12 protein-coding genes are annotated in these 16,910 nt (G+C 66.1%); 5 read left to right on the top strand and 7 right to left on the bottom strand.

What is annotated here, in order from left to right; all coding sequences use genetic code 11:
- Window positions 1-26: 26 nt before the first annotated feature.
- The 4 genes from VN634_14145 (at window position 27) to VN634_14130 (ending at window position 6,162) form a co-directional block, all read left to right on the top strand.
- Window positions 27-176, top strand: a complete 150-nt coding sequence (locus VN634_14145; GenBank protein HXC52025.1) for a hypothetical protein — start codon at window positions 27-29, stop codon at window positions 174-176.
- Window positions 177-205: 29 nt separating this feature from the next.
- Window positions 206-928, top strand: a complete 723-nt coding sequence (aqpZ, locus tag VN634_14140; protein HXC52024.1) for an aquaporin Z — start codon at window positions 206-208, stop codon at window positions 926-928.
- A gap of 228 nt (window positions 929-1,156) precedes the next feature.
- A complete protein-coding gene (locus VN634_14135) occupies window positions 1,157-4,888 on the top strand; it encodes a hypothetical protein (protein HXC52023.1) in 3,732 nt (1,243 codons plus the stop codon).
- On the top strand, window positions 4,885-6,162 hold the full coding sequence (locus VN634_14130; GenBank protein ID HXC52022.1) for a HEAT repeat domain-containing protein: 1,278 nt from the start codon (window positions 4,885-4,887) through the stop codon (window positions 6,160-6,162). Before VN634_14135 ends, VN634_14130 begins: the two co-directional genes overlap by 4 nt.
- A 64-nt stretch (window positions 6,163-6,226) precedes the next feature.
- Here VN634_14130 and VN634_14125 read toward each other — a convergent pair whose 3' ends face one another.
- A complete protein-coding gene (locus tag VN634_14125; GenBank protein HXC52021.1) occupies window positions 6,227-6,961 on the bottom strand; it encodes a glutathione S-transferase in 735 nt (244 codons plus the stop codon).
- A 160-nt stretch (window positions 6,962-7,121) separates the two neighbouring features.
- Entirely contained in the window at window positions 7,122-7,922 is an 801-nt protein-coding gene (locus VN634_14120; GenBank protein ID HXC52020.1) for a hypothetical protein, read from the bottom strand.
- 669 nt (window positions 7,923-8,591) lie between these two features.
- Between VN634_14120 and VN634_14115 the strand changes: the two genes are divergently transcribed.
- Window positions 8,592-9,395 carry a hypothetical protein gene (locus tag VN634_14115; protein HXC52019.1) on the top strand — a complete coding sequence of 268 codons (804 nt, stop codon included), beginning with the start codon at window positions 8,592-8,594 and terminating at the stop codon, window positions 9,393-9,395.
- A 42-nt stretch (window positions 9,396-9,437) separates the two neighbouring features.
- Here the strand turns inward: VN634_14115 and VN634_14110 are convergent, their stop codons facing one another.
- The 5 genes from VN634_14110 to lon all read right to left on the bottom strand — a co-directional run bounded on the left by VN634_14110 (window position 9,438) and on the right by lon (window position 16,796).
- Window positions 9,438-9,992, bottom strand: coding sequence for a hypothetical protein (locus VN634_14110; GenBank protein ID HXC52018.1), 555 nt, complete (start codon window positions 9,990-9,992; stop codon window positions 9,438-9,440).
- A gap of 5 nt (window positions 9,993-9,997) precedes the next feature.
- Complete coding sequence (locus tag VN634_14105) at window positions 9,998-11,626, bottom strand: acyl-CoA dehydrogenase family protein (GenBank protein ID HXC52017.1); 1,629 nt, start codon at window positions 11,624-11,626, stop codon at window positions 9,998-10,000.
- 165 nt (window positions 11,627-11,791) lie between these two features.
- Window positions 11,792-12,940: an NAD(P)/FAD-dependent oxidoreductase gene (locus VN634_14100; GenBank protein HXC52016.1), complete on the bottom strand. Its 1,149-nt coding sequence runs from the start codon at window positions 12,938-12,940 to the stop codon at window positions 11,792-11,794.
- Between the two features lie 3 nt (window positions 12,941-12,943).
- Complete coding sequence (locus VN634_14095; protein ID HXC52015.1) at window positions 12,944-14,248, bottom strand: cyclopropane-fatty-acyl-phospholipid synthase family protein; 1,305 nt, start codon at window positions 14,246-14,248, stop codon at window positions 12,944-12,946.
- Between the two features lie 142 nt (window positions 14,249-14,390).
- On the bottom strand, window positions 14,391-16,796 hold the full coding sequence (gene lon, locus VN634_14090; GenBank protein ID HXC52014.1) for an endopeptidase La: 2,406 nt from the start codon (window positions 16,794-16,796) through the stop codon (window positions 14,391-14,393).
- Between the last annotated feature and the right edge of the window lie 114 nt (window positions 16,797-16,910).

The following is a 16,910-nucleotide window of genomic DNA, read 5'->3' as shown; positions in this document are numbered from 1 at the left end:
CTTGGACATACCTGCGCGAAGTTGACGTGAGCATCGTCGGCGCACCGCTTGTGCCGGGCGTCGATCACGGGCATCTGCTCGTCGAGATCGAGACCTCCGGCAGCGGCGTCTGTTACGACCGAATCGCGTCGGAATGCTCGGGGATGGGAAACACGCAGACCTGCGCGGTTCCCTGAACCCGGCCGAAACAGCAAGGAGACGACATATGGGTTCGAAGCTCGCGGCAGAATTCCTCGGAACATTCTGGCTGGTTCTCGGCGGCTGCGGCAGCGCGGTGCTCGCGGCCGCTTTTCCGCAAGTCGGAATTGGCCTTCTCGGTGTGTCTCTCGCTTTCGGACTGACCGTGCTCAGCGGCGCGTACGCGTTCGGTCCCGTTTCGGGCGGACATTTCAATCCCGCCGTTTCGGTCGGATTGTGGGCTGGCGGGCGCTTCCCGTCGTCGGATGTGATCCCGTACATTGTGGCGCAGGTGACGGGAGCGATTGTCGGTGCAGCCGTTCTGCTGGTGATCGCCAGCGGCAACGCCGGCTTCAGTCTCGCGGGCGGGTTCGCGTCGAACGGATACGCAGCGCATTCGCCTGGGTCGTACTCGCTGCTGTCGGCGCTCGTGACCGAAGTCGTCATGACGTTCATGTTCCTGATGGTGATTCTCGGCTCGACGCATCAACGGGCACCCGTCGGATTTGCCGGCATGGCAATCGGGCTCGCGCTGACGCTGATCCATCTGATCAGCATCCCGGTCACCAACACGTCGGTGAATCCCGCACGCAGCACGGGACCGGCGCTGTTCGTCGGAGGATGGGCGCTCCAGCAGCTCTGGCTTTTCTGGGTGGCACCGATCGCCGGTGCAGCGATCGCGGGCTTCGTTTACCGGAGCGTGCTCGAAGGACGCCACGTCGAGCCCCCGGTGACAGGCCGCGTCGAGTAGGCTTGCCGATTACGATACGCGGCGCGTCAGCGCGGCGAGACTGCAGCGACGGCGGCGCGCTGAGCGTGCGCGCCGTCGTCCGCCCTTTCTGCCGTGCATTGACGAAGCTTCGGCAAACCGGCTAATAGCGCGTTCCCTGCGACTTCCCCTCGGCCGTGCCCCGGGGACAGTCCATAGACGAGCCGTATCATCAAGACAGCCAAGACAGCCGGGTAAGGAGGGTTGCCCATGTCGACCGCCAATCGTGGTCTCTCGCGTTCATTGGTCCTGCTGGTTGCCGTTCTGGCCGCGAACGCTCTGCAGCCGTCGGGCGCGTGGGCAGCGGCGCAGTCGGCCGCGCAGCAGGAATGCGCGAACAACCTTCTCAAGCAGGCGGCAAAGATCGGCAAGACGCAGACCAAGGCCAACGCCGCGTGCATCAAGGCCGCGCAGTCGAGCGACGAGGAAAAGCTCGGCCTGTTCACGCAGACTCGCACTGCCGACGCGTGCCTGACCAACGACCCCAAGGCCAAGCTCGCCAAGGCGAAGGACAAGGCCGCCGATATTCTGGCGGACTGCAGCGCGGCGCCCGACTTCGGATCGACGCTCGGCGTGTCGGCCGGCGCCGGCGATGCCGGCGCGCATGCGACCATTCGTGACATCTTCGGTCTCAACGTCGACGAGCTGTGGCGGCTTCTTCCGTACGACGACGAGGCCGCCTCCGAATGCCAGAGCGCGCTCGTCGGCGCCGGCGGCAAGCTGTACAACGCGATCTGGAAAGAAGGCCTCAACGCGATCAAGGCGTCGCTGGCCGGTGACGACGTGCCGCAAGCCACCTCGGCTGCGGAGCTGACCTCGGCCCTTGCGGCCCAGCTCACCGGCAACGAGAAGATCGTGAAAGCGATCGGGACGTTTGGCGGTAAACTGACCGCATCCTGCAACGTCACGACGCAGCCGCTCCTCGAGCTTGCCCGTGGCCGCTGCGGCGCCACGACTGCGCTCGCGCTCGGCGGCTGTGCCCTCCTGGCCATCCGCTGCGAGGCGTGCCGTGCGCTCAACGGCGCTTCCGGCACGACGGTCGACTGCGACGTGTTCGACAATTCGTCCGCCGACAATTCGTGTGTCGGCCTGGCCAACGCGCACATCATCACCAACGCCGCAGAGCTGCTGACGGGACCTCTCGCCGACGGCCAGCCCGGCGACATCATGATGGAGAACGCCGAGGCGCGCTTCATCATCCAGAAGGGCGGCGTGCGCGACATGTACAGCGTCGGCGGCTTCGGCGGCAACATCATCGATGCCGAGCTCGTCTCGAATCCGGGCGTCGACAACTTCCTGGAGATGCAGCCGGCGATCAACATCGAAACCGTCATCAACGCGACCAGCGTCGAGATCGTCAACGACGGCAGCAACGGCGGACCGGCCGTCGTGCGCGCGTGCGGCCCGGACGATCTGCTCGACTTCGTCAATCCGTCGACGATCATCGCCGATGCCGGCCTCGACTTCCCTCCGTCGGCCGACGACGTGGATCAGGACGTGGAGGGCTGCACCGACTACACACTGGAAGCGGGCGCCACGTACCTCCGGCTCGACACGACGATCTTCAACAACGAGCCGGTCCAGACGGGCTTCTTCGTCGGCGACTACGTCAACGCCGCCGGCGAGCTCGAGCAGTGGGCGAGCTCGACCGATGCGGGTCTCGGCGTGCGCCTGACGGCCGACGCCGGAGTGCTCGACTTCATCGGCTATGGCGAGGCTCAAGGCGTCGACTACGGCATCGTGACGATGCCGCCGACTTCGGACGCCGATCCGACCGGATACTTCTCGACCAGCGGCGTGACGTATCTTCTGCACAGCCAGAGCGTGCTCGGGCCGATCGTCGGCGGCGAGCCACCGAACTTCAAAGTGCTGAGCGGCGGCAGCAAGACATTCACGCGCTACTTCGGCGTCGGCAACGGCAGCGGCGCCAATGCGGTTTCACTCGAGAACCTCGTCAAGGGCCGCCTGTCGGGAACGGTCGCCGGCTGCGTGGATGTCAACGGTGTCCCCGCGCCCGGTGCGCGCGTGTCGGCCGGGCCGGTGCAGTCGGGCGTCATCAAGGCTGTCACGTCGACGTGGGTCACCGACGCGTCGGGCTGTTACTCCGGCACGATGCCCGTTGGCACCTACGGCATGGCCGCATGGCGCGAAGGCACTCCGTACGAAGGCGGCACTGCGACGCCGACGGTTCACATGATCACGACCGACCCGGAAACGCCGGTCACGCAGGATTTCAACCTTCCGCAGACCGGAGCGATTTCGGTGACGGCCACCGACGAGAACGGTGATCCCGTGCCGGCGCGCGTAAGCGTCATCGGGTTCGATCCGTCGCCGGATCTCATCCTGTCCGACAGCACCGGCCTGCATCGCGACCAGAGCGACCCGCTGCCTTACGGCTTCGCGCGCATGATTTACACCGATGCCGCCGGCGTCGTGCAGTTCGACATGGAGCCCGGCAGCTACCGCGTCTACGTGACGCGCGGCGCCGAGTATTCCGAGTATGACGCGGCCGTCACGGTTACGGCCGGTGCGACCGCACCCGTCGTCGCGCAGATCGCGCGCGTGATCGATACGACGGGATTCGTCTCGTCCGATCACCACGTCCATGCGATCGCGAGCGCCGATTCGCGCGTGAGCAACGACGATCGCGTGCGCCAGTTCGCCGGCGAAGGCGTCGACAACGTGATCATGACCGACCACCACGCACACACCGATCTCACCTCGCACATTGCGGACCTCGGCTACACGGGGCTTCTCACGTCGACGATCGGCGAAGAGATCACGACGTGGGACACCGGGCACTACAACGCGTATCCGTTCACGATCGATCCCACCAAACCTTCGGGCGGATCGACCGACTGGGGCGGCGCAGCGCCGGCCGGAGAAGATTTCCCGTCGGCCGGCAGCTACATCCTCGAGCCCGCGGCGATCGAGAACCTGGCACTGACGCAGCCGACGGCGACGCCCGACACGGTCGTGCAGATCAACCACATCGGCTCGCACTACTCGCCGATGAAGATCGACACCGGCACGGTGCCGCCGACGACGGGCATGACGGCCGCCGATCGACTGAACTTCCGCATGAATCCCGCGGGCGGGAACCTGTATCACCAGTTCAAGGCGCTCGAGCTCTGGAACGGTTACAACCGCAAGCACCAGGGTGAGTTCCTGAACGAGCGCATCGGCATCTGGTTCAACCAGCTGAACCAGGGCCTGATCACGACGATGATCACCGACACCGACACGCACGCGTTCACGAACCTCGAGACGGCCGGCGGACGCACATGGTCGGCAGTCTCGACCGAAGATCTGCTGACGCTCGATACCGCCGAGGTCGCGCAGGCCGTGAAGGACGGACGCTGTACGGGCGGCCAGGGCATCTATGTGCAGACGCAGCTCATCGATGCGGTGGATGGCTCGAACACGGCCGACCTCACGCTCGGCGGCAGCACGCTGCTCACGCCGACCAATCCGGCCATCGGCCTCGACCTCGACATCATGGTGCAGGCGCCGCTGTGGGCCGACTTCGACACCATCCGCATCTATTCGAATGCGGCAACGTCGTCGGTCGTCGGCAAGCCGTACCAGTACACCGCGACGCCGACGATGACGCTCGTGGCCGGTACCGATTTCACGATCACGACCAACAATGTCTTCCCGCTGGTCCCGGGCGGACAGCGCAAGGAAGCGCACGTCGTCGTTCCGTTCACGAACCTGACCGCGGATGCGTGGTACGTGGTCGTCGTCAAGGGTACCGACGGCGTTTCGCGGCCGATGTTCCCGGTCTTCCCGGCCGACCTGTCGGCCGCCGGAAACACGACGCTCGCGCAGCTCGTCGACGGCAACCTCGGACAGAGCGGCGTCGAGGCGCTCGGCGTGACCAACGCGCTGTACGCCGACGTCGACGGAAATCCCGGCTTCGACGCACCGCTGGCGCCGTGACACGAGCCGCAGCGGCGGCCTCAGCGCTGCTTTTCGTGATCGCCGTCGCCGTTGCCGGCGCGGCTTCCGGTGCGGACAATGCCGCGAAGCCGCGCATGCGTGCAGCCGGCGGACAGTCGATCCTGGCTGCGAGCATGCGCGCTTCTGCAGTGGTTGCGGGCACGATCTCCAGCCGCAGACCGATCGACGACAAGGCGTGGACCGCCGCGCTCGTCGTCGACGAGTCGGTCACGGGGCCGGTCGCCGTCGGAAAGACCACAACGATCACGTGGGAAGAGCTGTCGGCTTCGCGCCAGGTGCGCTTCGACGACGGCGAGCGTGTGCTCGTCGTGCTCGATCCGGTTCCCGACCAGACCCTGTGGACGCGGCGCATGTCGCGCCCTGAGAATCATGCGGACTACATCGTGGCCGAGCACGGCGATGCATTCGTTCGCAGCCCCGATCCGGGCTCGCTCGATGCGCTGCTGCACTACCTGATGCTTGCGCCTCAGGCGCAGGGCGGTGCTCCGGGCGCCGTGCGCCTCGTCGAGCTCGCCGAAGCCGGCAACGCGGTCCTCGCGGCCGAAGCGATCACGCTTCTCGGACAGCGCAAAAATCTCGCGAACGATCTTGGCGATCCGGGAACGCGGATCCTGCTTCACATCGCCGAATCCCCGCGAAACGAAGCGGGTGTCCGTACGGCGGCGCTGCGGCTTGCGGCCGCGCGATCCCTGCCCGGTACCAAGGAGACGGCGCTCGCGCTTTCGCAGCCGGGATCGGCGATGCGCGTCGAAGCGGTGCGTGCGCTCACCGCACTTCCGTCCGGGCTGACGCCTGCACAGAAGCTCGAGCTGCTCGACGACCCGGACGCCGCCGTGCGCGTGATCGCAATCGAGGTCGCCGGCAGCGCGGCATCGCGTGCCCGCATCGTCGAGATGATGAAGAAGGATTCGTCGCCGCAGGTGCGACTGGCGGCCGGCGTGGCGCTCGTCGCGCGCGACGGTTCGGCCGCGTTGTCCGACGTCATGCCGCTGCTCGACGATCCCGATGCAGCGGTTCGCATGGGCATGGCTCGCCGGATCGGTGAGGTCGGCAGCGCAGCGGTCGAGCCGCTGCGTAACGTCGTCGACAGGGGCAGTGAGCGCGCAGCGCTTGCTGCGGTGGTCGGCCTCACGCGCGCGGGTCACGACGGAGCCGCCGAGCTCGTGCTGCTGGCGCATTCGCATCCGAACGAAAAGGTGAAGACGTTTGCCAGCCTTGCGCTCGGCAAGGCGCCCGACGCGGACAAGCATTAGGGCAGGCCGGCACGCGCGAAGGGCACGCCGGCTCCGCTGCCGGATCGGCCGGTCGGCCGCCGTATCAAGTGGGCTCGTCGAGCTCCGGATAGTGCCGGAAGATCCCCATCTCGTTGAAGGCAATGCGCCGTTCGGAGCGCAGATATGCGGCCACGTTCGGTGATTCGGCGACCGCACCGCACATCGCGACGAGCGCCGGCGTCTGCTGCTCGGCCTTCTTGGTCGAATGCGGGAATGCATACTCGAGGCCTTCGATGACCTGGTAGACGCACACGTCGGCGTACGTCATGCGGCCTGCGAACATCCACCGGCTGCCGGATTTACGCAGCACGTTCTCGAAGTAGTCGAGGAACTTCGGGATGCGCTCGGTGCGAAAGGCTGCGGCGGCGGCCGCCGCCGCTTCGCTCTGGTCCTTGTAGTAGAGCGAGCCTGAGATCGGATGGTGGGTGTTGTGGGCTTCGCTCGCGACGTCTGCCGCGGTCAGCGCGATCGAAGCGGCCTGCGCGCGGGCGACGTCGCCGTCGGGCGCAAGCCCGTGCCGTTCGCCGACGAAACGGCAGATGTTCGCGCTCTGCGAGATGACCTCGTCTCCCGCCACCAGGAACGGCGGCGCAAAAGGAGGAAATCCGGAGTTCTCTCCGCGCAGGAACGGAAGAATGGCGGAGGCACCACCGCCTTCGTCCTCGGACAGGCGCGCAACGTCCACGTAGGAGACGCCTGCGGCTTCGAGCACGAGACGCGGAAACTCACCGCGTCCCTGGATGAACGGCCAATAGTAGAGCTGGTACGTGCTGGTCATTGGATGCTGCTCTCCAGTTCGCGGGATTGCACCTCCGGATCCTTGCCGGCGATTCACCGTTCTACGGATGGTGCGGGCTCGTACGTTATCCCGATCACGCCCGGCGGGCGATTGTGCAGCGCTGCCTCGCCGGGCGGGAATTCACTCGATGAGGCTGTCGCTACTCGTGTCCGTTGCCGTGCCCGGGTGAGTGGCCCTGCGAGTGTCCGCTATGTCCCTGCGACTGGCCGCCGTGCCCCTGCGCCTTCGCGCCGTGACCCTGCGAATGATCCGCGTTGCCCGCTGCATTCTGCGACGCGTGCGAGCCGCCAGCGCGGTGCTCGGTTCGCTGTGCGGGAATCTGGCGGCTGGCATCGTGTCCCGCTCGCTGTGACGGAGCCGTGTCGGCTCGATAGTGGGTGCCCGGCGAGTGCTGCGCGCCGCGCGAAGCGGAGTGCGAGGATGGATGAGATGCCTCACTGCGCGACTGCTGCTGCATGTCGGGAACTCCCCAGTGCTGCTGCGAGTCCCAGTAGTTGTTCGACTTCCACGAGCTCCAGTTCGATGCGACGCGCTGCTGGGGCATGCGTTGGTAGTTCCAGTCGTGACCCTGCCAGCGGCGCTCGCGGTAATCGTTCCTCCAGCCGTGGTTCACGCCCCCGTAAAACGACGGCACGCTGGAATAACGGTCCCAGCCGCGGTCATACGAATGCGAGCGGTACCAGTGCCCCTGCCACGGTCTCCACCACCATCCATCGACGAAGTAGACGTCCTCGGCGAGATCGGCTGCGACGTAGACGTACGAGCCGGGCAGCACCACGAGTTCGGGCGGCGCAGCGAACACGATCGGAGGTGGAAGCGGGATCCCGATGCTGACGCTGATCTGCGCATCGGCTGCCTGCGGCAGAACCACGGGCAGGATAGCCGGAAGCGCAGATGCGACCCCGACGAGAATGCACTTCCGGAAACGATTCGACTTCATAACGTCAACTCCTCGGCGAAGGTCCGCCACTCGGGCGGAAGCTCACCTGTGAGTTCTTAAGACCGAAAGGCCCGGGGCGATATGCCGGAGAAGTACCTGCGTGGAGTTACGCGCGTAGTTTGAGGCTGTGGGCTGCAGCGTCAGGGCGCTCGCGGCACCGGTCCCCGGAATGCCGCGAGCGCCCCCGCTGTCCCGCCCCGTGAGGCGAGGAAAGAAGCCGGCACGGCCTGGTGCGCAATCGAGAGGCGACGGAGGCCGGGGAAAACGTCGCTATCGCTTCTCTCTGCGTCGATCGAGTGGCCGTACCGGCATGGTCACAACTACACGCCGACGGCGCTCGAAGCATCGCAGTATCCGCGCTGTGCACGGGAAAAGTGGACGGTTTCAAGAATGCCTGTCCAGACCGTAGCGAAGCCGCTGTGAACGACGATGCACGGTTATCCGGGTTGAAATCGCGTTCATCGGGATGTGACCGGGATTGCTGCGCGGCGGCCATTCGAACCCCGGGGATGCACACCGATTTCGCGAAATCGCTGCCTTTGCTCTTCCGATGCGGTGAGTTTTTCGGGTTCGGTCGGTCCGGCCCTCTTGCCGATCGGGGTGCGCCATGAAACTGTTCACGAAATCTGGGTTCTGAGACGCGCGGGAGCGTCGGGGAGTAAAAGATCCATGAAGAGAATTCTGCCAGTCGTCCTGGCCGCAGTCGTAGTGTTTGCATTCGCCGGCCCCAGCAGCGCCGGCGGCAAGGCCAACGGAGCGAGCTGTCACGTGCACAAGAGCTGCCAGAGCAAGCTCTGTGTCCGGCTCCAGCCTGAGGACAAGTTCGGTGTATGCTGCGCACCGACGAGTTGTGCCGCCGAGAGCGCGCAGTGCGGCGAGATCAGCGACGGCTGCGGCACCCCGCTGAACTGCGGAACGTGCGATCCGGGAAGCACGTGCACCAGCAACCAGTGTGTGGCCGGTACGACCACGACCACCACTTCCACAACGACGACCACGGCGGGACCTGCACCGTGCGACAACTGTCCTCTCCCGGACGGGCCGGTCGTGTGCGATGTCCAGCAGGATTGCTTTCTGCTGCACGGAACCGAGCAGACCGCCTGCGAGACGACATGTGTTCACAATGACCAGTGCGGCAACCTTTCGCCGTGCGCCGGTGCCGACGACTGTGCGCAAGGTCAGATCTGCGTCACCAACAATTGCTGTGGAACGGCTGGACTGTGTGTCACTCCCTGCATTCCGCCATCGACGACAACCACCACGAGCTCGACTTCGACGACGCTCGCCGGACTGCCGAGAAGCTGCGTGGGGAACTGCGTTTATGGCTTTCCGCCACTGCAGGACAGAGTCGTTCCCCCCGGCACGGGTCCGGACTGCTACTGTGACGAGGGTGCCTGCGGGTACTACAACGGCGACGGCTGCGCCGACTTCGGCACAGCATGCAACACGAATCCGATCTTCGTCTGCGATTGATGCCGCAAGCCCCGGGGCACGCTCATCGCGTCGCCCCGGGGCTCAGCCGGTCGGACCCGCGCCGGTCGAAACGAGGATCACGACGACGATCATCGTGACGACGCACCAGAGCGCGAGACAGATCATTCCCCATCGGCGACGCGTGCCGATATCACGACGACGGCCGGCATCGGCCGCATCCTCATAAGACAGCCCCGCCGACGATCGGGATGCTCCCGGACGATTGACCGAGAGCGACCTGGTGATCTGCGCGCGGTGCCGGTCGAACACGGTGCGTGCCGCCGATCGTACGCTTTCGTCTTCATCATCCAGGCGCGCCACGAACTCGGGGACGGAGAGCGCGCTGCGGGCCAGCAGCACCCCGAGCCTCGTCGCGATCGCATAAGCTGACATCAGGATCAGCCACGGGCTCGTCCGTCTCATCGGTATGACGAGCGTCATCAACGTGACGACCGTCAGCAAGGACCATGCGAGCGTTCCCAGGTTGAAAATGCGCAGCAGCGCCCGGTCTCTTTCGACCTGTTGTTCGAAACGCTCTTCGAGCGTCGGCGCGCAGCGGTCGTCGAGACCACCGGAACTGCTGGCCGGCAGCATCATGCGGATCAGAGGATCTGATCGATGCGCGTCTGCGCGAAGCGCTGCGCGAGGGCGACGCCGTCGGCCTGTCCGTCGTGCGTCTTCGCCCACGCGGCGTGCTCGATCATCAGCGCGAGCTCGAGCGCGCGTCCGAGCGTCAGAGCGAATCTCCGCGCGCCGCCCTGAAGCTGGCGCGGGTCGGGTCCGGCCGTCGCCCACGAGGTCGCATGTTCGATCGCCGCAACGGCAACGGCTCCGGCATCGCCGAGCTCGCCGGGAGCATCCTGGATTGCCGCAAGCACGCGGCCGCGAAGCGCATGCAGGCCGCCGGCCAGATCCGCACGCAGCATTGCATCGAGCGAAAGCACGTTGGTCGTGCCTTCCCAGATCGGAAGCACCTGCGAATCGCGCAGCAGCACCGGAAGCCCGGTGTCTTCCACGTAGCCGGCGCCGCCGAACGCCTCGATGGCCTCGCTGACGGCGGCAACGGTCTGTTTGGCCGTCACGAGCTTTGCGATCGGCGTCACGAGGCGCAGCAGCGCGCGCTGCTCTTCGTCGATGTCGCCGGACTCGTCGCGCCCGATCAGCTCGACCAGCTCGAATGCGAGCAGCGTCGCGGCGCGCGTTTCCATCTCGATGTCGGCGAGCGTCTCGCGATGGAGCGGCAGGTCGGCGAGCAGCGCTCCGAAGGCCTTGCGCTCCTTCGAATACGACTGCGCGAGCGCGCACGCACGGCGCATGAACGCGGTCGCCGTCACGCTGTTCCACGCGCGCGTGATCTGCAGCATCGGGGCGATGTTGCGCGTGCCGTTGGTCGTGCCGATCACGGCTTCGGCGACCGTGCCGTCGAGCATCAGCTCGGCCGTCGGAACCTTTCGCGTACCGAGCTTGTCCTTGAGTCGCTCGATGCGGATCCCGTTGAGCTTGCCGGCGGCGTCGCGGGTCTCGAGATAAAACAGCGCGAGGCCGCTTCCACCCGGACCATTGCCGTCGGGCCTTGCCAGCGTCAGCGTCATCTCGGACGTTGCCGCCGACGTGAACCATTTCTTGCCGTGCAGCGTCCATTTGCCGTCGGAGCTCGGGGTTGCGCGCGTTTCGGACAGGCCGACGTCGGATCCGCCGGTGGTTTCGGTCATCCACTGGCCGCTCGTCCATGCGCTCGCGGGATCGCGGCTCGTCAGGCGCGGGACGGCGCGGTCGGCGATCGCCTTGTTGCCGGTCGAGAGGAGCGTACGCGCGGCGCCGTCGGTCATCGCGAGCGGGCACGTGTAGACGTCCGACGACGGATGGAACAGGTAGACGGACGCAAACTGGTGGATGCGCGAGAAGCGCGCATGCCTCTGTTCGTACGGAATCGCGATCAGGCCGCGGCTCGCTGCAATCGGCGCGGCCTTCTGCCACAGCGGCGTCAGCTCGATGCGGTCGATGCGGTTGCCCCATGCATCCCACTGGACGAGCCGCGGCTCGTTCAAACGATCGGCGAGCTGGAGCTGGTAGAGCTCGCCGCCGCCGATGCTGCCCATCTCGTCGAGGTCGGGCTCGACGTCGCGCAGCACATCTTCCGGAAGAACGCGCCGGAGATAGTCGCGAAGGAACTGGTCGTCGCGATACTGGTTGCCGAGTTGCGGCGGAGATTGCGTGAAGAGCTCGTTCATTGGCCTCTCGCGAAACGGATGTCGGCGAACCTATACGCGAAGCGGCGGCACGGAAAGCGCGGGAGGCAATCGACGGACCGCAGCGCGCTGTATCCGCAGAACGCAGAGGTTGGTGCCGGCGTAATCTTTCGCGATCGTCGGTCGGCCTGTACGAAGCGGCGGGCTTCAGGCCGCAAGCGGCTGCTCGTGCGTGTGCAGAAACCACCGCTCGAGCAGCACATGGCGGGAGAACCACTGCGACGTCATCAGCGCCGACGCCACGCCGCGAAGCAGCGACCCCGGCAGGATCGAACGTGGATCGAAGCCCGATGACCCGAATCTGGTCTCGAGCGCAGCGGCGTAGTCGCCAAACCTCGCCCGGTCGACCGCCTGATGTTCGAACGCACGGCGAATGCTGCGGGCCGCGAGCAGCCCCGACTCGACGGCAGGCCGGATGCCTTCGCCGCTGCGATCGTAGGCAAGGCCGGCGGCATCGCCGATCAGCACGAAACCGTCGCCGCAGACCGCGCGGCGACTGTCGGGCTGCAGCAGATACGCATGGCCCGACATCTTTCTCCTTGGGGCGCGACCGATCCGTGTGGAGGTTTTCAGGTACGAGAGGAAATCGTCGATGCGATGCGAGAGCCGCCGGCCGTCTGACGACGCCGTCCGGTCGGAGCGAACGCCGAGACCGATGTTGACGTAGCCCGCTTTGCGGAACACCCAGCCGTATCCGGTCAGGTCGCGCGTGTAGTAGAGCTCGGGAATGCCGGCCTCGACGTCGCAGCCGTCGAGCTCGTCTTCCTCGAGCGAGAACTCGACCTCCTCTGCAGTGATCACGGGGCTCGCCGGTGCGCCGCCGAGCGCGCGTGCGACCGGACAGAAATGACCGCCGGCTCCGACCAGCACTGCAGCTGCGAACTTGCCGTCGACGATCCAGCCGCCGTTTCGGCGGCCGTCGTTGCGTTCGAATCGCTCGAGGCGCTGTCCTTCGGCGACTCGCGCGCCGCTCGCGGCGAGCAGGTAATGATCGAGCTCGCAGCGCCGAATGCCGTAGCTCACCGGATGGTCGTAGCGCACGTCGTGAATCCTGTCGCCCATGCGGCCGACCCGGAAGCCATGGATCGGGTCGATGGTGCGATCGCGGGAGTACTCGGCGACGTCGAGGCCGAGCTCGGTTACGACGGCAGGCGTGATCCACCCGGCGCAGATCTTGTCGCGGGGAAACGTCGCCTTGTCGGCTACGATGACATCGAGCCCGGCGGCGACCAGCGCGCGCGCGCACGTCGATCCGGCAGGACCGCCACCGACGATCAGGACATCGCAGTGCTGCATCGCTCAGCCCGCCGCGTAGATGTCGTCACGTGTCAGCGGCAGCCGCGCGCCCGCGTGACGCGCGAACAGCACCTGATAGAGCTGCATGGAGCCGACCCGGAAGGCCGCGATCGATCCGGCAAGATACAGCCGCCACATGCGCACGAAGCGCTCGTCGAACATCGCCCGGACGCGCGGGATCGCGGCTTCGAAACGGCTGAACCAGTGTTCGAGCGTGCGCGCGTAGTGCCCCCGCAGATTCTCGACGTCGAGCACGGCGAATCCGTTGGGCTCGAAGATCTCCATCATCTCGCTGAGGGCAGGGGTGTACCCGTCGGGAAAGATGCGGCGGCGGATCCACGGATTGGTCGGCTGGGGGTGAGGCCGGCCGATGGTGTGAATGAACCCGCGCCCGTCGGGCACGAGCACATGCCGCATCAGGCGTCCGAGCGCATGGTAGCTCGGCGGCCCCACGTGCTCGAGCATTCCTACCGAAACGAACGCGTCGCAGCTGCCGGTGACCGAGCGGTAATCGTCCTCGATGAACTCGACGCGGTCATCGAGGCCGGTGCGCGCTGCCATTTCGCGCGCATACTCGATCTGCTCGTGCGAAACGTTGAACGCGCGCACGCGCGCGCCGTAGCGGTCCGCCATGTGCAGCGCGAGCGCGCCCCATCCGCAGCCGGCTTCAATGACCTTTTCCCCGGCTTTGAGCCGGAGCTTGCGGCACACGTGATCGAGCTTGGCGACCTGCGCTTCCTCGAGCGTCGCGTCCGGGCTCGGGAAATACGCGCATGTGTAGACCATGCGCTCGTCGAGCCACAGACGGTAGAAATCGTTGCCGATGTCGTAGTGATGGTAGACGTTGTCGCGCGAACGCGCGGGATGAATGCGGTGAAAGCGCGCGTAAAGGTCGGCTGCCGCAACGTGAATTCCGTGCGGAGCGCCGAGTGCCTCGTAGAGCGACGTCATCAGGTCGGGAAGGTCGCCGTCGATCTCGACCGAGCCGTCCGCGTAGCATTCGCCGAAGTAGAGCTGGGGGTGCACGAGCAGACGAATGAGCGCATTGCGCGACGCAATGCGCACCCTGGCTCTGGCGCGAACGTTGGCCGTGGCGAGCTCGGAGCCGTCCCACAGCGCGAGGCGAACGGGAGCAGTGCCGAGGCCGCGGGCGAGCACACCGGCCAGGGCGCGATCGATCGCAGTCAGTTTATCGATGCCAGGCTCGCTGGAAGTGAGCTCGGAGGTTTCGCGGGAAGTGAGCTCGGAGGCGGACGGGCTGCGCGTACCCATGAGGATCACCTCGTGGTCCCGCTCACGTTCTCTCATTCCTGCGACCGCTTCTTCCGCTCCAGCTCGTGAGGGGAACCGCAGCAAAGCGTAACGAAGAAGACGGCTGCGAGCGAGTGATATTTCCCACATCGCTCGCAGCCGCCCCTTGATCGGGGGACGAGCCGGCTGTCGCCTTGCGTCAGATCACGCGCGCGTTAGCGACCGCTGCCACGGGCTCACGGCGTGCGAGCCACGTGGTGTTGATCGCACACGCAACCGCGTCCTCGACCCGGTCGAGGAAGACAAGCTGCAGCTTCTCGCGCGCTTCCGCCGGCACGTCTTCGAGGTCCTTCTCGTTGCGTCGCGGCAGCATCACGGTGGTGATGCCGGCGCGCATCGCGGCAAGAAGCTTCTCCTTGATGCCGCCGATCGGATGCACGAGGCCACGCAGCGAGATCTCGCCTGTCATTGCGACATCCGGACGCACCGGTTTGCCCGTCAGGATCGAAACGAGGGCGAGGTACATGGCCACGCCTGCGCTCGGTCCATCCTTCGGCGTCGCGCCCGCCGGCACATGCACATGGACGTCGAACTTCTCGAGCGAGTCTCCGATGTGCTGTTTCGCCAGTGTCAGCGCGGCTTGCGCCGACTCCTTCATGACGTCGCCAAGCTGGCCGGTCAGGATGAGCTTGCCCGAGCCGGGGATCTTGCTGGCTTCGATGAACAGGATGTCGCCGCCGACGGGTGTCCACGCCAGACCCGTCGCAACGCCCGGCATCGGCGCGCGAGAGATCACCTCGCTCTCGAACCGTCGAGGTCCGAGAATCGCGTGAAGGTCGGACGCGTCGATGTCGACGCGCTCGGCCTTGTCTTCGGCGATCTTCATCGCCGCCGAGCGCAGCACCGAGCCGATCTCGCGCTCGAGGTTCCGGACGCCGGCCTCGCGCGTGTAGCCGCCGATGATCCCGCGCAGCGCGGCATCGCTGATCGACGCCTGCGACGCGAGAAGTCCGTTGGCCTCGAGCTGGCGCCGCACGAGGTAGCGCTGGGCGATCTCGAGCTTTTCTTCCTCGGTGTAACCGGGGAGCTGAATGATCTCCATGCGGTCGCGAAGCGGCCCGGGAATCGTGTCGAGCACGTTCGCCGTCAGGATGAACATCACCCGTGACAGGTCGAAGTCGACGCCCAGATAGTTGTCGCGGAAACGCGCGTTCTGCTCCGGATCGAGCACTTCGAGAAGTGCCGAGGCCGGATCGCCGTGGAACCCGCCGGCGCCGAGCTTGTCGACCTCATCGAGCATGATGACGCCCGCGCGGCTGCCCGCGCGGCGGATCGCCTGGATGATGTTGCCGGGCAGCGCGCCGATGTACGTGCGCCGGTGTCCGCGGATCTCGGCTTCGTCGTGCGTGCCGCCGAGCGAGACGCGCTGGAACTTGCGTCCGGTCGCGCGCGCGATCGACTGGCCAAGCGAAGTCTTGCCCACGCCGGGCGGGCCGACGAAGCAAAGGATCGGGCTCTTGCCGTCGGGCGCGAGCTTGCGGACGGCCAGATACTCGAGGATCCGGCGCTTGACCTTCTCGAGTCCGAAGTGGTCGTCGTCGAGCACGCGGCGCGCGATCGCGATGTCGATCGGCTGCTGCGGCTCCGGTTTCCACGGAAGCTCGGTCAGCCATTCGAGATACGTGCGCACCATCGACGATTCCGCCGAGTTCTCGCCCATGCGCGCGAGCCGGTTGAACTCCTTGCGCGCGTGCTTGAGCGTGTCTTCGGGCATGCCGGACTCGTCGATCGCGCGCTTGAGCTCCTCGATCTCGGCAGTGTCTTCGCCTTCGCCGAGCTCTTTCTGGATCTGGCGGATCTGTTCGCGCAGCACGTGCTCTTTCTGGCGCTCGTCGAATTCCTTCTTGGTCTTCTCGCCGATCTCCTTGGAGAGGCGCAGAACCTCGACGCGTCCGCCGAGCATTTCGAGAACTTTGTCGAGACGCTGGCGCAGATCGAAGCACTCGAGAACCTGCTGCTTTTCCTCGTTGCTGACGTCGAGCAGGCTCGCGACCATATCGCAGAGCTGCCCGGGTGAATCGATTGCCTGCACGACGCCGACAAGCTCGGCCGGAGCGTTCGGCAGCAGATGCACGGCTTCGACGGCCTGGTCCTTGAGGCGCACGAAACGGGCTTCGATTTCGGGGCTTCGCTCGCCGGCGATCGCTTCGACCGTGTCGATGGTCGCAACGCGCGCGACGAGGAACGGCCAGCCTTCGAGGAACTGAAGGACGTGGAAGCGCTCCTGACCCTGCACGACGAGGTGGTGCGTGTTCTCGCCGGCGGACGCCATGCGCGCGATCTGGCCGGCCGTGCCGACGGTATGGAGGTCCGACGGCCCGACGTCGTTCTTTTCCGGATCGCGCTGCAGCACGAATCCGATCTTGCGGTCCGTGCGCGCGGCCTCGCGCGCAGCCGCGACCGACGTCGCGCGGCCGATTGCGATCGGCGAGATCAGCCCGGGGAAGAGCACCGCGTTACGCAGGGGCACGAGAATGAGCGCATCCTCGGGCACCTTCGGATAGTCGGTGCGTTCGATAGACTTGTCCTGTCCGTTTTCGTCCATGGCACCACCTACAGTGTGACCCTTTGGACGAGAATCAAGGTGAGGTCGTCATCTTTTTTTGGCAGCACCGGCAGTTAGCGCACTGTTCGAGCCGGATCACGGATCTGACGGCGC

The sequence above is a fragment of the Candidatus Limnocylindrales bacterium genome (genome assembly GCA_035571835.1).
In the GTDB taxonomy this organism is placed as follows: Bacteria; Desulfobacterota; Binatia; order UBA1149; family CAITLU01; genus DATNBU01.
The sequence above is the reverse complement of the archived record's forward strand: the minus strand, read 5'-3'. Positions and strand labels throughout refer to the sequence as shown.